We start from the raw sequence: 17,287 nt of genomic DNA, 5'->3' as shown, positions 1-17,287 counted from the left end.
GACATTTGCCGTCACGGATAACACGCCTAAGTCAAAATGCTCGCGGTAAATTTGGTTAATTAACTGCTGATATTAATAATTTTGATGGCGATCACACCCAAAAACATGATCACAATCAATAAACATTTCTATTACCTCTTGTTAGGTATATCGCTGACTATCAATGTGAATACACTGAAGCCATAACGTCAAAGTTGTTGATAATTCATACAATGACGATTTCCACTTTTCGAGGACGCTAGATGTCAGACGAATACCATATTACTAGCCTAGTGGTACATGCTAGTGCCAGCGAACTGGCAAATTTACAAACTCAAATCTGCGCACTCCAAGGTGCTGAGCTCCATGCCACTTCGCCAGAAGGTAAGTTAATTGTGACGCTGGAAGCCAGTCGACAACAGCCGATTTTAGACAATGTGGAAATCATCAACTCCCTGCCCGGCGTTTTGTCTAGCAGTTTGATATATCACCAGGTCGATAACCTAGAACAACAAAGTGAGATCACACCATGAGCATCAGTCGTCGCGAGTTTATCAAAGCCAATGCCGCCGTTGCCGCGGCCACCGCTGTCGGAGTGTGTCTGCCAATCCGTATGGTTGAGGCAGCCGAGCAAAACAATGACATCCGTTGGGATAAAGCCCCATGTCGCTTCTGTGGCGTAGGTTGCAGCGTATTAGTGGGCACCCGTGGTGGCAAAGTTGTCGCCACCAAAGGTGATCCAGAAAGCCCAGTAAACCGCGGACTTAACTGCATTAAGGGCTACTTCTTATCAAAAATCATGTATGGCAAAGACCGTTTAACCTCGCCATTGCTACGCATGAAAGATGGCCACTATGATAAAGAAGGGGATTTCACCCCGGTAAGCTGGGATACCGCCTTTGATGTCATGGCTGAAAAATGGAAACACACATTAGCCACCAAAGGACCGAGCGCCATTGGCATGTTTGGTTCAGGCCAGTGGACCATTTGGGAAGGTTATGCCGCGGCCAAACTGCATAAGGCTGGTTTCCGCACCAATAACATTGACCCGAACGCTCGTCATTGCATGGCCTCTGCCGTGGTTGGTTTTATGCGTACATTTGGTATGGATGAACCCATGGGTTGTTATGACGACTTAGAAGCCGCCGACCACTTTGTCCTGTGGGGCGCCAATATGGCCGAGATGCATCCGGTATTGTGGGCACGATTATCAGACCGTCGCCTCAGCAACCCCGATGGCAAAGTGCACGTGCTTTCAACCTTCACCAACCGCAGTTTCGATTTGGCCGACAACGCTATGGTGTTTAAGCCGCAGTCAGATTTGGTGATCCTCAACTACATTGCCAACTACATCATAGTTAATGGCGCGGTCAATAAAGACTTCGTCAACAAGCACACCAAGTTTGCCTTAGGGGTCGATGATATTGGCTATGGCCTGCGACCCGATCACCCATTAGAACTGAAAGCCAAAAACCCAGGCAATGGTGGCGCTAGTGCCATTAGCTTTGCTGAGTATGCGGAGTTCTTAAAGCCTTACACTGCCGATTACGCCAGCAAAATGAGTGGCGTACCGATAGAGCAATTGGAGCAATTAGCCCAGGCCTATGCCGACCCAAGCATTAAGATTATGAGCTTGTGGACCATGGGTATTAACCAGCACACCCGCGGCGTGTGGGCTAACAACATGCTGTATAATCTGCATTTATTGACAGGAAAAATTGCAACCCCAGGCAATAGCCCATTCTCGTTAACCGGCCAACCATCGGCCTGTGGTACGGCCCGTGAAGTCGGTACCTTTGCTCACCGCTTGCCGGCCGACATGGTCGTGACCAACGACAAGCACAGAGAGATCTGTGAAAAAGCATGGCAAGTGCCTAGCGGCACTATCCCAGCTAAGCCTGGCTATCATGCGGTCTTACAAAGCCGAATGCTCAAAGATGGCAAGCTCAATTGTTATTGGACCATGTGTACCAACAACATGCAGGCAGGCCCAAACATTAACGATGAAATTTATCCAGGTTTCCGTAACCCGGACAACTTTATCGTGGTGTCCGATCCTTACCCAACCATTACCGCCATGAGTGCTGATTTAATTCTGCCAACGGCCATGTGGGTTGAAAAAGAAGGCGCTTATGGGAATGCGGAACGCCGTACTCATATGTGGCATCAGCAAGTCAATGCACCTAAGGGCGCCCAATCAGATTTGTGGCAGCTGATGGAGTTCGCTAAGCGCTTTACCGTGTCAGAAGTATGGCCGGCGGAATTGATTGCTAAGCAACCTGAATTAGCTGATAAAACCTTGTATGAAGTGATCTTCAAAAATGGCGTTATCGATAAGTTCCCCGTCTCAGATTGCCAGGCAGAACTCAACGATGAGAGCCAGCATTTTGGATATTACGTTCAGAAAGGGTTATTTGAAGAATACGCCGGCTTTGGCCGCGGTCATGCCCACGATTTAGCGGCGTTTGACACTTACCACAATAGCCGCGGTTTACGCTGGCCCGTGGTCGATGGCAAAGAAACCTTGCGTCGCTATGTCGAAGGTTCAGATCCTTATGTTAAGGCAGGTGAAGGCTTTAACTTCTACGGCAAACCTGACGGTAAAGCGGTTATTTTTGCCCTGCCATATGAGCCTGCAGCCGAAGAGCCGAACAGTGAATACGATTTATGGATGAGCACCGGCCGCGTACTTGAGCATTGGCACACCGGCTCAATGACCGCGCGCGTTCCTGAGCTGCATCGTGCCTACCCTGATGCGCAAATCTTTATGCATCCACAAGATGCTAAAGACCGCGGCTTGAAACGTGGCGATGAAGTCATGGTGGCATCGCCACGGGGTGAAGTGCGGACTCGGGTCGAGACCAAGGGCCGCAACAAGCCGCCACAAGGGGTCGTATTTATGCCTTTCTTCGATGCTCGCCAGCTGGTTAACAAGTTAATCTTGGATGCCACTGACCCGATATCGAAAGAAACCGATTTTAAAAAGTGTCCGGTCAAGGTCACTAAAATCGTTGCATAAACTCAGTGCTCATTGAGGCCGACATGGGTCGGCCTCAATGCGACAATTAGTCGAGAGTTATCATGGCCAAAGTCAAACTCACACCCGTCCAAGTTAACCGGCGCCAATTTTTGGCGACGGCGGCGAAGGCTGGCTGCGCTGTGACCTTGGCGGGTAGTGGCTTGACGAGTCTAGCCTTGTCATCGAGTGAACTGGCACCGCAAGCGTTGCGACCACCAGGCGCGAGCACGGAAGCCGAGTTCTTATCGGCGTGTGTCCGCTGCGGGCTATGCGTTGAAGCTTGCCCATATGACACCTTACGTCTAGCCAGATGGTTTGAAGGCGCAGCCACCGGCACTCCTTGGTTTAATGCCCGCCAAGTTCCCTGCGAAATGTGTGAAGATATTCCGTGTATTAAGGCCTGCCCATCGACAGCCCTCGATCACAATCTGTTAGACATTACTGCCGCCAACATGGGGGTGGCGGTGTTAATCGATCAAGTCAATTGCCTCAATTTTAGAGGGTTAAGATGTGATGTGTGTTATCGCGTCTGTCCCTTGATTGATGAAGCCATCGTGCTCACCAAGCAACACAACGCCCGTAGTGGTCATCATGCCGAATTTATTCCGACGGTAGATCCTGACTACTGCACCGGTTGCGGTAAATGTGAACATGCCTGCGTGCTCGCCACCCCGGCGATTAAGGTGCTACCAAGCTCCTTAGCCATGGGTAAAGCGGGTGAGCATGATAGCTATCAAGACACCGAAAGTACGACCTTAGATATGTTAAATCAGGGGTTCAGACCATGAGGCAACAACCACATACCCGCAGGCAACTTTGGCCAAAGTGGTTACTACTGCGCCGCCTCAACCAATTGATGGTGTTTATCACCTTCGCTATTGGTCCCTGGTGCGGTTGGTGGTTAATCAAAGGCAACTTATCCGCTAGCTTGGTGCTAGATCTGGTGCCCTTAAGTGATCCGCTGGTCAGTTTACAAACCTTAATGGCGGGACACTGGGCACCGACCTTGATGCTTGGCGGCGGCATCATCGCGGTAATGTATGGGGTGCTTGGCGGCCGCAGCTTTTGTAGTTGGGTGTGCCCAGTCAATGTGATCACGGATGCGGCGGCTTACTTACGCCGGAAACTACAACTGCCAAAAACCACGACATTAGCACCCCACTTACGCTATTTCGTGTTGGCTATGGTGCTCGCCCTTCCGTTACTCACTGGGGTGTTAGCGTGGGAATGGATCAATCCGGTTCCTGTGGTATATCGAGCCATATTATTCACAAGCATCAGTAGCTTATGGGTATTGGTCTTGATATTTTTGCTTGACCTGTTTATCAGTGAGCGAGCTTGGTGTGGTCACCTATGTCCTAGCGGCGCTATGTATAGCCTGCTTGGCAAGTTGAGCCCCATTAGAATGAGCGTCCAGCCTAAATCTTGCGATAGGTGTATGGATTGCTTTGATATTTGCCCGGAACCCCAAGTACTAAAAGCTGCACTTAAAGGGGATCAACCACAACTCACGGCCAGCGATTGTAGCCTATGTGGCCGCTGCATTGATGTGTGCCATCAAGATGTTTTTCATTATCAAACTAAGCTGTTGGTCACGACTAAGGTCACGCCTCAGCATTCAAATAACAGTCCTAGAACAGCCGATAAGGCGGAGATCAACCCATGAAAAAATTAATGACTATGGCCTTATTCGCCTTAAGCCTCACCGCCTGCTCGGGTCAACAACCGCCCGCCGCAGCCCCAGTCAATGTAAAATCATTAGCCGGTGATAGCCGCATTGAAGATATTCGTCCAGCCGATGCAATGCCGCAATATCCAAGCCGTGGTAAAGCCATTGTTCGTGACTTTCAAGAGCAACCGCCCTTGATCCCTCACAAAGCGGATTACGCCATTAATGCGGATAAAAATACCTGTATGAATTGCCACAGCTGGGACAAAGCTAGCCGCATGAAAGCCACGCCAGTTGCCAAGTCTCATGTTATTGATGATAAAGGGACATTAAACGGAGCCAATTATTTCTGCAGCCTGTGCCATGTGCCTCAAGCAGACAACAAACAAGCCATTGTTGAAAATGAGTTTAGCCATTAATTGATCTTTTTCGTGACTCACTAGCCAACAACCACCTTAGGGTGGTTGTTTTGTTTGTTGCCAAAAAAAAGGTAAAAAAAAGCCTCAGCACAAGTCTGAGGCAAAAAAGGCTTTTATACCAAATATGCAATGTAACCAAATAAACGACGATCAAGAATGAGCTATTCACTCTCTGCAGCAAGCGTATCAGCGTCCTCAACAGGATCCTCTGACACTTGAGCCGAGGGTAAGGAAACCGCACTGATATCCACCACTGATGACCATAGAGCGCTAACCCATAAACCTTCATATGCTGGCATTGCCATTTCCTCGTTCAATCAAGATGGCGCTAGAATACCCCTCCGTTAGCTATAGGTAAAATGAATATATGCTATACCTATGATAACCATTTGGCATACAGACGTGTGGCGTTAAGCTGGCTTTCTCTGGCCAATGCTTACGGTTGAGCGTATGGTGTCAAAAAGTCCTAAGGTGTTCAGCCATGAAGAAAAATAAACACGATGCGCAATTATTCAAAACCGCCATTAAGATAGGTCTCGCCTATGCAGTAAAACGCGGCTATTCCTTACCTGATAGCCCACTGAGCGATCCGCAAAAAGCTGAAATTATCTATCGACTGTTAGTTCAAGATAAACTGATCACCCCGCTGCCGCAGGACAAAGAAGACGGCCCCCAAATCAAGCACAGATTGATCGTGTGGATCAGTAAACAATTGCCCGCTGAACACCCCTTATTGAATTGAGCCAAATCACAGTTTCGATGTTCAGTTCAGAATTCAACCACACATCAGCGTAAACTGCATGTCAAACCACCCCTTGATTCCATTTTGGCATGAATGTTCCACTGAAAAGTTTACGCTGTTTTTTAACCTTAGCCGAGATGGGTAACTATACCCGTGCTGCCGAGAAGCTATACCTGACCCAACCGACACTCACTAAGCTTATTCAGCGCCTCGAAGAAAGCTTAGGTGAGCCGTTATTAGTCAGAAACAACCAACGGGTAGCCTTAACGCCCGCCGGCGTCCTATTGGCTGATAGCGCCACCCAAATGCTCGGCCAATGGCATCGACTACAAGAGGAATTGAGTAACCGTCGCGGCCTAAAATCAGGGCAGTTGCGCTTGGGTATTTGCCCAATGATGAGCTCACTCACCATCGATTTGTTGACCGAATTTAGACGCAGATATCCCGATATTCAGCTAGAAATGTCTGAGTATGGCGGCTATGGTTGTGAGCAGGCGTTGCTCAAAGATACCTTAGATATTGCCTTTACTGCGCTTCCCACCAGCCATGACGAGTTCTTAAGCCAACCATTAAAAGAGTATCCACTGTTAGCCTGCATTCCGACGGATCATGCACTGAACACTAAAACCAGCCTCTGTTGGCAGGACTTCGCAGACTACCCCTTTATTATGTACAACGAAGACTTTTCACTTGCGAAGTTACTGACGCGACTGAGCCTACAGTCAGGGGTCAATCTACAGGTCGCCTTTCGCAGCGGTCAATGGGACTTTATCGCCTCGATGGTAGAGTCCAATATGGGATTGGCCATTCTACCAGAGCCGATTTGTCAGCAATTGCCCGGACGCCAACTGGCGTTCAAACCCATTAGCGGCGACACCAGTTGGAACCTAGCGTTAATCTGGCGCGAGCAGTTAGCGCTAACGCCCGCGGCCAAGGCCTTTTTAGCGCTTGCCCAAGAGATGTACTAACTCTCGCAGCGCATTTCCCGCCAACAATCTGCCATAAAAAAACCCGCCATCGGCGGGTTTTTATCAGAAACAGTTAAGAGTAATGATTACTTCTTAGCAGCTTCTTTAGCTTTGGTTTCAGCAATAACAACTTCAGCTACGTTGTTTGGACATGGTGCGTAGTGTGAGAACTCCATAGAGAACTGACCGCGACCAGAAGTCATAGTACGTAATTGACCGATATAACCGAACATTTCTGCCAATGGCACGTCAGCTTTAACGCGAACACCAGTCAGACCAGCTTCTTGGTCTTTGATCATGCCGCGACGACGGTTCAAGTCACCGATAACGTCACCTACGTGGTCATCTGGAGTGAACACGTCAACCTTCATGATAGGCTCAAGCAACTGTGGCTTAGCCTTAGGCATAGATTGACGGAAAGCGCCTTTTGCAGCGATTTCGAACGCGATGGCTGATGAGTCAACTGCGTGGTATGCACCGTCAACCAGTTCAACTTCAACGTCCAGTACTGGGAAGCCAGCCAGAGGGCCGTTATCCATCATGAACTCAAAGCCTTTTTCAACAGCAGGCCAGAATTCTTTAGGTACGTTACCACCAACCACTTTAGAGGTGAACTTGAAGCCAGAACCTTGCTCGCCAGGAATGATGCGGTAATCGATCTTACCGAATTGACCTGAACCACCAGACTGCTTCTTATGAGTGTAGCTGTCTTCGATAGCTTGAGTGATAGTTTCACGGTAAGCCACCTGTGGAGCACCTACAGTCAGTTCAACACCGTGAGTACGCTTCAGGATGTCTACTTTGATGTCTAAGTGCAGTTCACCCATACCTTTAAGGATGGTGTCACCAGTTTCTTGGTCGGTTTCAACCAGGAATGATGGATCTTCTGCAACCATTTTACCCAGTGCAATACCTAATTTCTCAGAAGCGCCTTTGTCCTTAGGAGTGACAGCGATAGAGATAACTGGTACTGGGAATACCATTGGCTCAAGAGTACAAGGGTGCTTAGGATCACACAGAGTGTGACCAGTTTGTACGTTCTTCATACCAACGATAGCGATAATGTCACCCGCTTGGGCTTTATCGATTTCGTTACGGTCATCAGCGTGCATTTCAACCATACGGCCGATACGCTCAGTCTTACCGGTGAAAGAGTTCATGATAGTCATGCCCTTTTCCAGCTTACCTGAGTAGATACGTACGAAGGTCAGGGCGCCGAAACGGTCATCCATGATCTTGAACGCTAATGCGCGCAGTGGCTCGTCAACAGATACAGTAGCCACTTCGCCAGTCTCGTTGCCTTCGGCATCGGTCAGAGGCTGTGGTTCAACTTCAGTTGGTGAAGGCAGGTAATCAACCACACCGTCCAGAACCAGTTGCATACCTTTGTTCTTGAACGCACTACCACAGAAGGTAGGGAAGAACGACAGGTTGATGGTACCCTTACGAATACAACGCTTCAGCTCTTCGATGGTTGGCTCTGTGCCGTCCATGTAAGCTTCCAACAGGTCATCATCCTGCTCAACAGCAGTTTCAACCAGTTGTTCACGGTATTCTTCAACCAAATCAACCATGTCTTCTGGAATGTCTTTGATTTCGAAGTTTTCTGGCAGACCTGAGTCATCCCATACGAAGGCTTGACGAGTCAGCACGTCAACAACACCGACGAACTCATCTTCACGGCCGATTGGCAGAGTCATAACCATTGGGTTTGCACCCAATACTTTCTTGATCTGGCCAACAACGCGCAAGAAGTCAGCACCCATACGGTCTAACTTGTTAACGAAGATAATACGAGCAACTTCAGATTCGTTAGCATAACGCCAGTTAGTTTCTGATTGTGGTTCTACACCACCGCTACCACAGAATACACCAACGCCGCCATCCAGTACTTTCAGAGAACGATAAACTTCAACGGTGAAGTCCACGTGACCAGGGGTGTCGATAACGTTAAAACGGTGATCTTTCCAGAAACAGGTAGTCGCAGCCGACTGAATGGTAATACCACGTTCAGCTTCTTGATCCATGAAGTCCATGGTAGAAGCGCCATCGTGCACTTCACCCAGACGGTGGATTTTACCTGTGAGCTTGAGGATACGCTCGGTGGTCGTGGTTTTACCCGCGTCAACGTGAGCGAAAATACCAATATTTCTGTATTTTGATAAGTCGGTCATGATTCAACTTTTATGCTTAGTTTAGAAAGTAGACGGGAGTATGCCACAAATCGTAGCAAACCACACATCAGATTTAGGGGCATATTGTAAATGGGAACCTGAGCTTGCGCAAATAACCCTTGCACTTTTTCACCACCAAACACTAAAAAAACCATCTTAACCACAATAGTCACAAATAGATGACCCGTAATTCATGAATTGAGCGAAATTGCATCGCGATGAGTTTAAAGAAAATCTTTGACGATAAAGGGAGGTGTCTCGCTAGGATTTACTCACAAATGCATAATTTTGTTTGCCCGAGCCTTTCACTTGATACATGGCCATATCGGCAGCATCCAATAACCGAGGAAGTTCAAGGCCATTATAGGGGTACATCGCCATACCAATACTGGCGCCAACCTGACACTTATCACCATTATCTAAATGGATGGGTAAAGCGATCACCGCCAGCAGCTCTTTGGCTAAGGCTGAGGCTAAAATATGAGGGTTGATGTCTTCAAGCTCATATGCTAAAACAAACTCATCGCCGCCCCAACGGATACATAGCGCATCAGGGCCCGCGATCATGGCCATACGTTGACTGACTTCCACCAAGACGATGTCGCCAGCATCGTGACCAAACTTGTCATTGACCGGTTTAAACTCATCTAAGTCGATTAACATTAAGACCATGACTTGCCGCCGGCTTTGCACTGCCACCAACATTTCTTGTAATAGTCGCTCACCGCTGCGGCGGTTTTTTAAATGAGTTAACGCATCGTGGTCGGCTTCAAATCGGGTCATCGACTCTTCTCGAGTTCGCTCGGTAACGTCATACATTAATACTTCGATCATCATTTGCTCTTGACCGATGCTGCCACTTAATTTTGAAAACAAGCAATGTACCCAACGAGAACTTCCCGCTTCATGACGTTTCAATTTAAGATCCATCGCGACAGTGTCGAGTTCATTCTCACGTAATTGCTCTAAAAAAATAGCGATCTCATGTTGATCCTCAAACGCCTTAGTCAGATCATCTTGCTCTTTGACCTCATCTTCAGCCGACACCAAAGCCGCAAATGCCGGATTGAAGACCAATAACAGATTTTTTTCATCGATAAGACAGATACCAGCACTTGCCGCTTCGAAAATTAAGCGGAATTTCTGCTCCAGTAACTCCGTTTTTTGGCGCAAGCGCCGCTCTTCGACAATGGAGGTATTTAGCGAGTCTAACAGTTGATTGATGCCTGCCACTAACGAGCCAATCTCATCTTGATGATGGTGTTTTAGCGCCGTGATGTGTTGATTTTGCCCAGGGGTAATTCGTCCAAACTCTTGCGTCAACAAGGCCAGCGGTGCGGTCAGCATGCGATGCACTAAGTAAGACACAGCCAATACGACTAACCCAGTGTAAAGCAACAACAAGATGGCCTGACGCATCGCCACCGCTTCGGCCTTATCTTTGATAAAACCATTATCGGGAATGATGTCTAAATGGCCGAGCTGCTCATCATCAAAAAACGGATTGAACAAGGCAAACCTAGCCACTTTAATGCCATTGAGCGCGTCGTGATCCATTCCTTGGCTTGCCAAAGCTTCGCCTTTAACATTTCTAATCGCCGCCGCCGCGACGAGATCGTTGGCGATCAGACCGTCAACAATCTCATTGGCCAATTCGGTATTGTTAACGTAACTGGCTACCTCGGCCGTTTTCTTTACCGTTAATGCCAGTTGAGCAATCAGGTTGTTCGCGCTCTGTTTTTCTCTTGCGGCGACATCCAAATAAAAATAACTCGATGCTATGATCGCAAAAAAAGTCGCCACCAAGGCGATTGCTAGAGCGACCACAACATAAAGTTTATTACTTGGTGTTCGAAAATTCATACACCACCTTAAGTTCGTCAACCAAGTCTTGACGGGCTATATAGGCGATCCCCCCCGGTGTTCGTAAGACTTGCTCAACTAAGTCATCGGTGACATCAATTTTAACCGGTGGTGTCGTCCGGCCAGAGAACAATAATCTCGCCCAATACGCATCGATTTGAGTCAGGCTGCGATTCACCAATTGGCGATAAAATTGTTGGCGTAAATCCGACATATTGGCTTGATCAAATACCTTAAACTTCACCCCAGAATCGAGCATGCTATTTCTGCCCATAAAAATATCGACGACTTGATGACGATCAAGCTGTTCTATCGGCGCATCCTTTTGCATCACGACTAACAACTCAGCCTCAGCCCGTGCGACAGCAAGAAGCAACATCTGGATGAGGATAAACATCAATATATGCTTCATCAAAATACCAGGTTCCAATTTAACGACACCAAATTCACCTGTTGAGCATCGACGATAGGCCGACCTCTTTGCCATAAGCTCGAACCATAATCGCCAATTTCAAAATGATCCCACTGCAATTTAAGCGCCATCATCGGATAAAAATCCCAACGTACACCGAGGCTATAACCGGTTTGTTCGGCGATGGCTGAGTTGAGCGCGTCAGAGGTGCCTTGATACAGGTCATCGATTTGCGTTTGAATCGTCTCGGGTAAGTACTTCACTAAAGATGATGGCGGCGGCACCTCGATCCTATCTTCTGTCAGGCTAATGTGAGAAATACCGCCATACCACGTCAGATCTTGATGACGATACGCCAAAGCCACATAGCCGCTCCAGCTCGATTGAAAAAATGCCCAACTCGACTGGGTATAGCCGAGCTCAGATTGCAGCAACCACTGCCCCCAATCATACTGAGCCCCAAGGGCATAGTAATTAACACGGCGATTATCCAACACAAATTCATCGGCAATGGCACTGGCCTCAGGCCAAAATGGTGCAGGAATTTGGTTAAGCCCGGCAATCACTTGATCTCCGAGTTCGGAGTTGCCAGACAAAGAGGTTTGGGCCACAGCAAACCGCAACAATAAGGCGTCACTACGCGCCGATGCAGTAAATGCAAGATTGCCATTCAGTGACAAATTGACGACCTGATCAGCCCCTTGCAGCATGAAGTCATTACTGCCATAGGCGAGTTTAAACTCTAAGCCAAAGTGACCGAGACTGGTAAAATAGCTGACATCCGCGCCATCAATGCGAGAAATCGATGAGGTTAAGCCATAAAATTCAGTGAAGGGACGCGACCAAGGATAGGCATAATCGACATTGCGATATTCCGTCATCATGTACAGATCCAGCCCAAGCCGACCAACTCTGATGGCCCAGTTATTATTGGGTCGATATCGAATAAACAGCCACTGCAATGCATTCTCAACCGAACTGTCATACTGATCTTGCAGTACCACTTGTCCCATGGCATCCCAGTGATCACTGAGCATGACGTTGCCCTGCACCCCCAATAAACTATCGGTTTTCATCGTGATATGTTGCTCGGCAGCATTTAAGCCATAATCGCGATGAAAATAGAGGTCATGATGATCACGGTAGGTGATACCTAGAGTCGCAAAGCCACTCCAGTCAAATTCTGGGGAAAATTCGGCAACAGCAATGGGAGAGCTAACGCTGCAATAGAGCAACGCGACAGTCGACAACCTTCGCTGACGGTTCGTCCCTGAGCATTTCAAAATAGTGTCCCTAAATTATTCTTTTTATAAAGATAGATGACAGGGTGACTTTTGTTGAATTTAAACCAAAAAAAAACCGCCAGCTGGCGGTTTTTTCGTCAGTAGAATAATTAATCTTCCACTGGGGACACAACAAACAACAAGTCACCTTGCGAAATTTGTTGACCATTACTATTCAGAATTCGTTCAATGCGATAGCGTTGATCTTCTGGATACAAAATAGCGCCCTTGCGGTTAAAGCCGGCCAACGTCACTTGCGAGAACATTTTCATCGCTTCGGTTAATGCTAAGGTCTGATCGACCGTAACAATGTCACCTTCGCTCACAAAATCTGCTTCGCCCGGTGCTGGAGACGCGTAGAAAATACCCGCACCTTGAGCCAAGACTTTTAACTCATTACTTTCACCAACCCGTAAAGACTCAGTGCTAATGCCACCGGTTTCTGCGGCCGCTTCCATTTCAGCGATGAGCTCAGCGACATCTAACTCAGCCAGTAAACGCGGTAAATAGTTTGTGTCATAGACACCTTCACGGAAGGTGCCATCTTTAAGAATGCGTTTAAGTAATGGAATATTGGTGGCGATGCCTTTAATCGACACCGAATCCAAATATTCACACATCTTCTCGATGGTATCTTCACGCTTATCACCACGAATAATAATTTGCGCAATTAAGCTGTCATAGTATGGAGAGACTTCTTTATCTTTACCCACCATGGCAATGATTTCGACATCATCACGTTCAGGTAAAATACACTCGGTCACCATGCCAGGGTTAGGCACTAACTGCAGTACGCCTTGGCTATCAAGTGCCGCTTTTTCAGCAGTGACACGCACTTCGATGGCATAGCCTTTATCTTGCGGCTCAAGCGCCGCGATCGAACGACCGGCGGCAATATCAAATTGCGCGCTAACGATATCGATACAAGAGGTAGCTTCAGTCACAGGGTGTTCAACCTGCAGACGTGTATTCATTTCCATGAAGTACACTTCGTTAGCATCGAGGTTGTAGATAAACTCCACCGTACCCGCGCCCATATAATCGGTGGCATCACCAAGTGCACGAGTATATTCCAATACCTGCTGTTTGAGCTCATCAGGTAACATGGTAGAACCCGACTCTTCGATCACCTTCTGGTTATTGCGCTGCACTGAACAGTCACGAATACCCAACACCTTAGTATTACCAAATTGGTCACGCAGTAACTGCACTTCGATATGACGCAGTGAGGTCACATATTTTTCTAAGTACAAATCACCATTACCAAAGGCGGCGGCGGCCTCGGTGGCAGTCTTTTGGAATAAACCTATCATGTCTTCGGCGCGTTGGACCACTTGGATACCTTTACCGCCACCACCTTGTACCGCTTTTAACAGCACAGGATATCCAATTTCATTGGCCACATTCACGGCTTGCTCGGCATTATTCAAAATACCGTGAGAACCGGGTACCACCGGCACTTTTTGTGACTGCGAGGTTTTAATCGCGTTCGACTTATTCCCCATGGTGGTCATAGAGTTAACGCTTGGACCGACAAAATTGACCCCATTGTTAACACACAGCGCCGCAAATTGAGGGCTTTCAGATAAGAAACCAATCCCAGGATGCAGGGCATCAACCTGCTCGTACTCGGCCACTTTCAATACCGAGTAAGCATTGAGGTAAGATTCATCCGAGGTGTTGCCGCCAATACAGACCAGCTTATCATTGGCTTTAAGCATTTCTGCTGGCACCGAGGTCATGTCCGGATCTGAGGCGACCAAGACCACATTAATGCCATTATCGTGGGCCTTACGGATCAGTTTGACCGCCGTACAGCCACGGGCATGGATTAAGACTTTTTCAATGGGTTTCATCAAGGTGCGAGGATCATCTTGAACGATGACTTCATCTTCGACTTCAACCGCAGGAACCAAGGTTGATAAGGCATTGGCAATCACGTTTTGAATATCATGCTGCGGCATCGGCATTAAAGGATCGATACCCGACAACTTGCTATTGAGCTCGTCATTAAATGGATTATTCACTAAGCCATTCATCGCGCCCGGCACCTTAGACAAGTAGTTGGATAAGGTCGAGGTCGATGGCAAGTAAGCTGGCACGACCATTTGTCCAGCAAACGGCATGTTGGTCCCAGATAAGTAATACGTCTGCACTAACGGGTGAGTCACAAACGACGCTTGGGCGCCACCGGTACAATCACCATAACCAAACATCAATACCGGCAATTCATTATCACGAATAAAACGAGTGATACGATCGTTGACCACCGCCATCGAAAATAGTGCCGCCGCCCCTTCTTTAGTCTGCATACCACCCGATGAAATAAAGCAAATCACCGGCAGTTTACGCTTAGCACATTCAATTAACAGTGAGGAGAACTTCTCGGCGCTGGCCATATCGAATGCACCCGCTTGGAATGCTGTGTTAGACACGGCAATACCGGCACGGATTTTCTTACCTTGATTTTCAAATTCGCCAAGACCGGTGATCAAGCCGCAAGGACGAATACCTTTATCCAATGCATCTTCGATCGAGAGACGGAAACCGGGGAAGTTAAGCTGGTTAGCAGACATTTTATCGGCATCGATTTCTTCAAAATTCTTGAAGAATTTGTCGATAATATTTTGCCACGTCATCTTGCCCGCACGCTTATCTTCACGCAGTACCTTTTGGATTAATAAATCCTGATACCCCATGGTTAAGCGGTTCCAGAAATCTTTACGACGTCCAATACGCACAGGGTTAATGGTGCCTGTGTACTTACCGCTTTCTTCTTCACTGTCGAAATATTCCGGCAACAGACGCTCGAAGAAATAGGTCAAGATAACAAATAATGAGTTGTTTAACTGCGGGAAGCCGACACTCTTCCATTGCTCGACTCGTACCAACAAGTCGGCACGGTTTGATTGCGACATGAAGTACTTCAGCCACTTATAGAATTTACTCTTATCGTTAGCCACATTCTCATTCGATAATGCCTTATCGATTGAGGTATGTAATAGGCTATCAACCGAATCACGAGATAAACTCTTAGTCATCATGGCTTCTTTGGCAATCGAGGCTAAGTTAACCACAACATTGTCATATAACTCATTGAAAATCATGATGTTATGGCATTGCCAAATGAAATCTGCCCGCAGTTCTTCATTGACAACGACATCCAACACGGTCAGCTGTTTCAAGTCTGGCCAAGGGCGTTTCGAGACCGCTGGCGGGATATTTTCCAGATATTCGATCAGCCCAATAAAGTTATTGGCCGCATTATTCTTCCAGCGATGATACAAAGACCAACCCAAGTTAAATAACAACGCCTTACGCGCTTTTTTATAGTTTTCTTTGGGTTCACCTAAGATCAAACGAGTCAGCACGTTACGCTCTGTGCTCACTTCATCACGTTTAGCGACAAAGTGGGTCCATAACTTGTTGAGTTCTTCATCGTAAACCAGCTTGTCAGGATTGGCTAACCAGCTCTTAAAGACTTTTTCTTGCTCTTGGCTAATGCGCGCTCGTAAGTCACCCTCAGGCACGCTGACCTTAGATAACCGGCCATATTGATCTTGAGAAATAGAATGGATACGACTACGCAGCGTTAAATAACGCAAATAGCGATAAGCGCTACCGAACAAGTTCAAATGCATGGTCGGGTTTTGGGCCACCGCCATTTCAGCATTGCTTTCAAGCGCCGCCAAATTAGTGGATGGATTCAAAAAGCGATCGAGAGAGCGGTCATAATGCTCACGCAAATCTCGCGATTCTTTTACAAACGAGACCGCCGCGCGCTCCACTGCGGTAATAGAGGAAATAATGGCGCGACGTAAGTTATGCTGGCGCTCATCGCGGTCACTGGGCGTGAAATCAACAATACCGTCGATACAACCTAAGGTGTACAGCTCTTCAGGAGCCACACCCACTGACTTAGCACATTCTTGCCACGACAAATTATATTTGCGAGCAATGCTTTGTAAGCCTTGCGGCTGAATGGTGTTAAAAATGCCATCACGCAATGACAGCAAGATGTTGGCCGAGGCTAATGGGATAGCCCCACCCGAGTAACCCGCCCCAATAACGATACCCACAGTTGGTACGTCAACATTGGCACTTTCAGCAATGGCTTTGGAAATGGAGTGCGCTTGGTTATGACTGTTGGCTAGTTCCCCCGCATCCGCGCCAGGAGTGTCAATTAAATAGACGATCGGCATGGATAATTCAGCGAAATGGCGAATCGCATGACAACAAGCGAGGTGATGTTCAGGTAACCAAGCACCATTTGCCGTCGAACGTTCCTGGGCAATAAAGCCGATTCGACGATTGCGGCCGCTAAAACTTAATTCAATCTCAGCACTATAGAAAGGGCCCATATGGGTGTCGGTAATCAACTTACCTTTTAAATCCGCGATCATGCGCTTAGCGCCTGGGCGATTCTTATCTAAGGTAGGTTGAATGACCTTGGTCACGTAACCATCCACATCAAGCTGTGAAAGGTTTTTTAAATTAGCCTGAATAGCATCATCGTCTAACAGGCCTTCTACTTCCAGCGACAGACTGCGTTTACTGTGCTCTGGAAATAGTGAAAAGTCTTTTGCCAAATGCTCCGCTTGAATAAATAACGGATCGGCGCTGGTGTTCACTTGAGTCATGTGTGTGGGCTGATTTTTGCTCGTCATCTAAAGATCCTCGGCGATAGCCTCTTTATGTCTTACATTTCTATGTCTTACATTTTTAGCCAGTAATTAAACTTTAATAACGACGCAATTGC

General features: G+C 47.5%; 13 protein-coding genes. 7 read left to right on the top strand and 6 right to left on the bottom strand.

Annotated features, from left to right (window positions below):
- Nucleotides 1-242 precede the first annotated feature (242 nt).
- The 5 genes from KU855_RS00215 to KU855_RS00195 all read left to right on the top strand — a co-directional run bounded on the left by KU855_RS00215 (nt 243) and on the right by KU855_RS00195 (nt 5,086).
- Nucleotides 243-512, top strand: a complete 270-nt coding sequence (locus tag KU855_RS00215; protein ID WP_218528327.1) for a chaperone NapD — start codon at nt 243-245, stop codon at nt 510-512.
- The gene (gene napA / locus KU855_RS00210) at nt 509-2,998 is read left to right on the top strand and encodes a nitrate reductase catalytic subunit NapA (RefSeq protein ID WP_218528326.1); all 2,490 of its coding nucleotides are present in this window, start codon (nt 509-511) and stop codon (nt 2,996-2,998) included. The genes KU855_RS00215 and napA overlap by 4 nt, the downstream gene beginning before the upstream one ends.
- 62 nt (nt 2,999-3,060) lie before the next feature.
- Nucleotides 3,061-3,786, top strand: a complete 726-nt coding sequence (gene napG, locus KU855_RS00205; protein WP_218528325.1) for a ferredoxin-type protein NapG — start codon at nt 3,061-3,063, stop codon at nt 3,784-3,786.
- Nucleotides 3,783-4,664, top strand: a complete 882-nt coding sequence (gene napH, locus KU855_RS00200; protein ID WP_218528324.1) for a quinol dehydrogenase ferredoxin subunit NapH — start codon at nt 3,783-3,785, stop codon at nt 4,662-4,664. The genes napG and napH overlap by 4 nt, the downstream gene beginning before the upstream one ends.
- Nucleotides 4,661-5,086, top strand: a complete 426-nt coding sequence (locus KU855_RS00195; RefSeq protein WP_218528323.1) for a nitrate reductase cytochrome c-type subunit — start codon at nt 4,661-4,663, stop codon at nt 5,084-5,086. Before napH ends, KU855_RS00195 begins: the two co-directional genes overlap by 4 nt.
- A 161-nt stretch (nt 5,087-5,247) precedes the next feature.
- On the opposite strand, the gene KU855_RS00190 is transcribed toward KU855_RS00195, so the two are convergent.
- Entirely contained in the window at nt 5,248-5,385 is a 138-nt protein-coding gene (locus KU855_RS00190) for a hypothetical protein (protein ID WP_218528322.1), read from the bottom strand.
- 182 nt (nt 5,386-5,567) lie between these two features.
- Here KU855_RS00190 and KU855_RS00185 point away from each other — a divergent pair, with 182 nt between their 5' ends.
- Both KU855_RS00185 and KU855_RS00180 read left to right on the top strand, forming a co-directional pair.
- Nucleotides 5,568-5,828: a DUF5062 family protein gene (locus KU855_RS00185; protein ID WP_218528321.1), complete on the top strand. Its 261-nt coding sequence runs from the start codon at nt 5,568-5,570 to the stop codon at nt 5,826-5,828.
- 89 nt (nt 5,829-5,917) lie between these two features.
- Nucleotides 5,918-6,796, top strand: coding sequence for a LysR family transcriptional regulator (locus tag KU855_RS00180; RefSeq protein WP_218528320.1), 879 nt, complete (start codon nt 5,918-5,920; stop codon nt 6,794-6,796).
- A gap of 86 nt (nt 6,797-6,882) precedes the next feature.
- Here the strand turns inward: KU855_RS00180 and fusA are convergent, their stop codons facing one another.
- From fusA to KU855_RS00155, 5 genes are all read right to left on the bottom strand, one after another.
- Nucleotides 6,883-8,970, bottom strand: a complete 2,088-nt coding sequence (gene fusA / locus KU855_RS00175; protein ID WP_218528319.1) for an elongation factor G — start codon at nt 8,968-8,970, stop codon at nt 6,883-6,885.
- Nucleotides 8,971-9,231: 261 nt separating this feature from the next.
- Entirely contained in the window at nt 9,232-10,833 is a 1,602-nt protein-coding gene (locus tag KU855_RS00170) for a diguanylate cyclase domain-containing protein (RefSeq protein ID WP_218528318.1), read from the bottom strand.
- Complete coding sequence (locus KU855_RS00165) at nt 10,811-11,230, bottom strand: hypothetical protein (RefSeq protein ID WP_218528317.1); 420 nt, start codon at nt 11,228-11,230, stop codon at nt 10,811-10,813. Before KU855_RS00165 ends, KU855_RS00170 begins: the two co-directional genes overlap by 23 nt.
- A 14-nt stretch (nt 11,231-11,244) precedes the next feature.
- A complete protein-coding gene (locus KU855_RS00160) occupies nt 11,245-12,495 on the bottom strand; it encodes a hypothetical protein (RefSeq protein ID WP_218528316.1) in 1,251 nt (416 codons plus the stop codon).
- 143 nt (nt 12,496-12,638) lie between these two features.
- The gene (locus KU855_RS00155; protein ID WP_218528315.1) at nt 12,639-17,195 is read right to left on the bottom strand and encodes a biotin carboxylase N-terminal domain-containing protein; all 4,557 of its coding nucleotides are present in this window, start codon (nt 17,193-17,195) and stop codon (nt 12,639-12,641) included.
- Nucleotides 17,196-17,287: the final 92 nt, after the last annotated feature.

It is taken from the genome of Shewanella sp. NIFS-20-20 (assembly GCF_019209865.1).
Taxonomy (GTDB): Bacteria; Pseudomonadota; Gammaproteobacteria; order Enterobacterales; family Shewanellaceae; genus Shewanella.
This window is presented reverse-complemented; position numbering and strand designations above follow the sequence as displayed.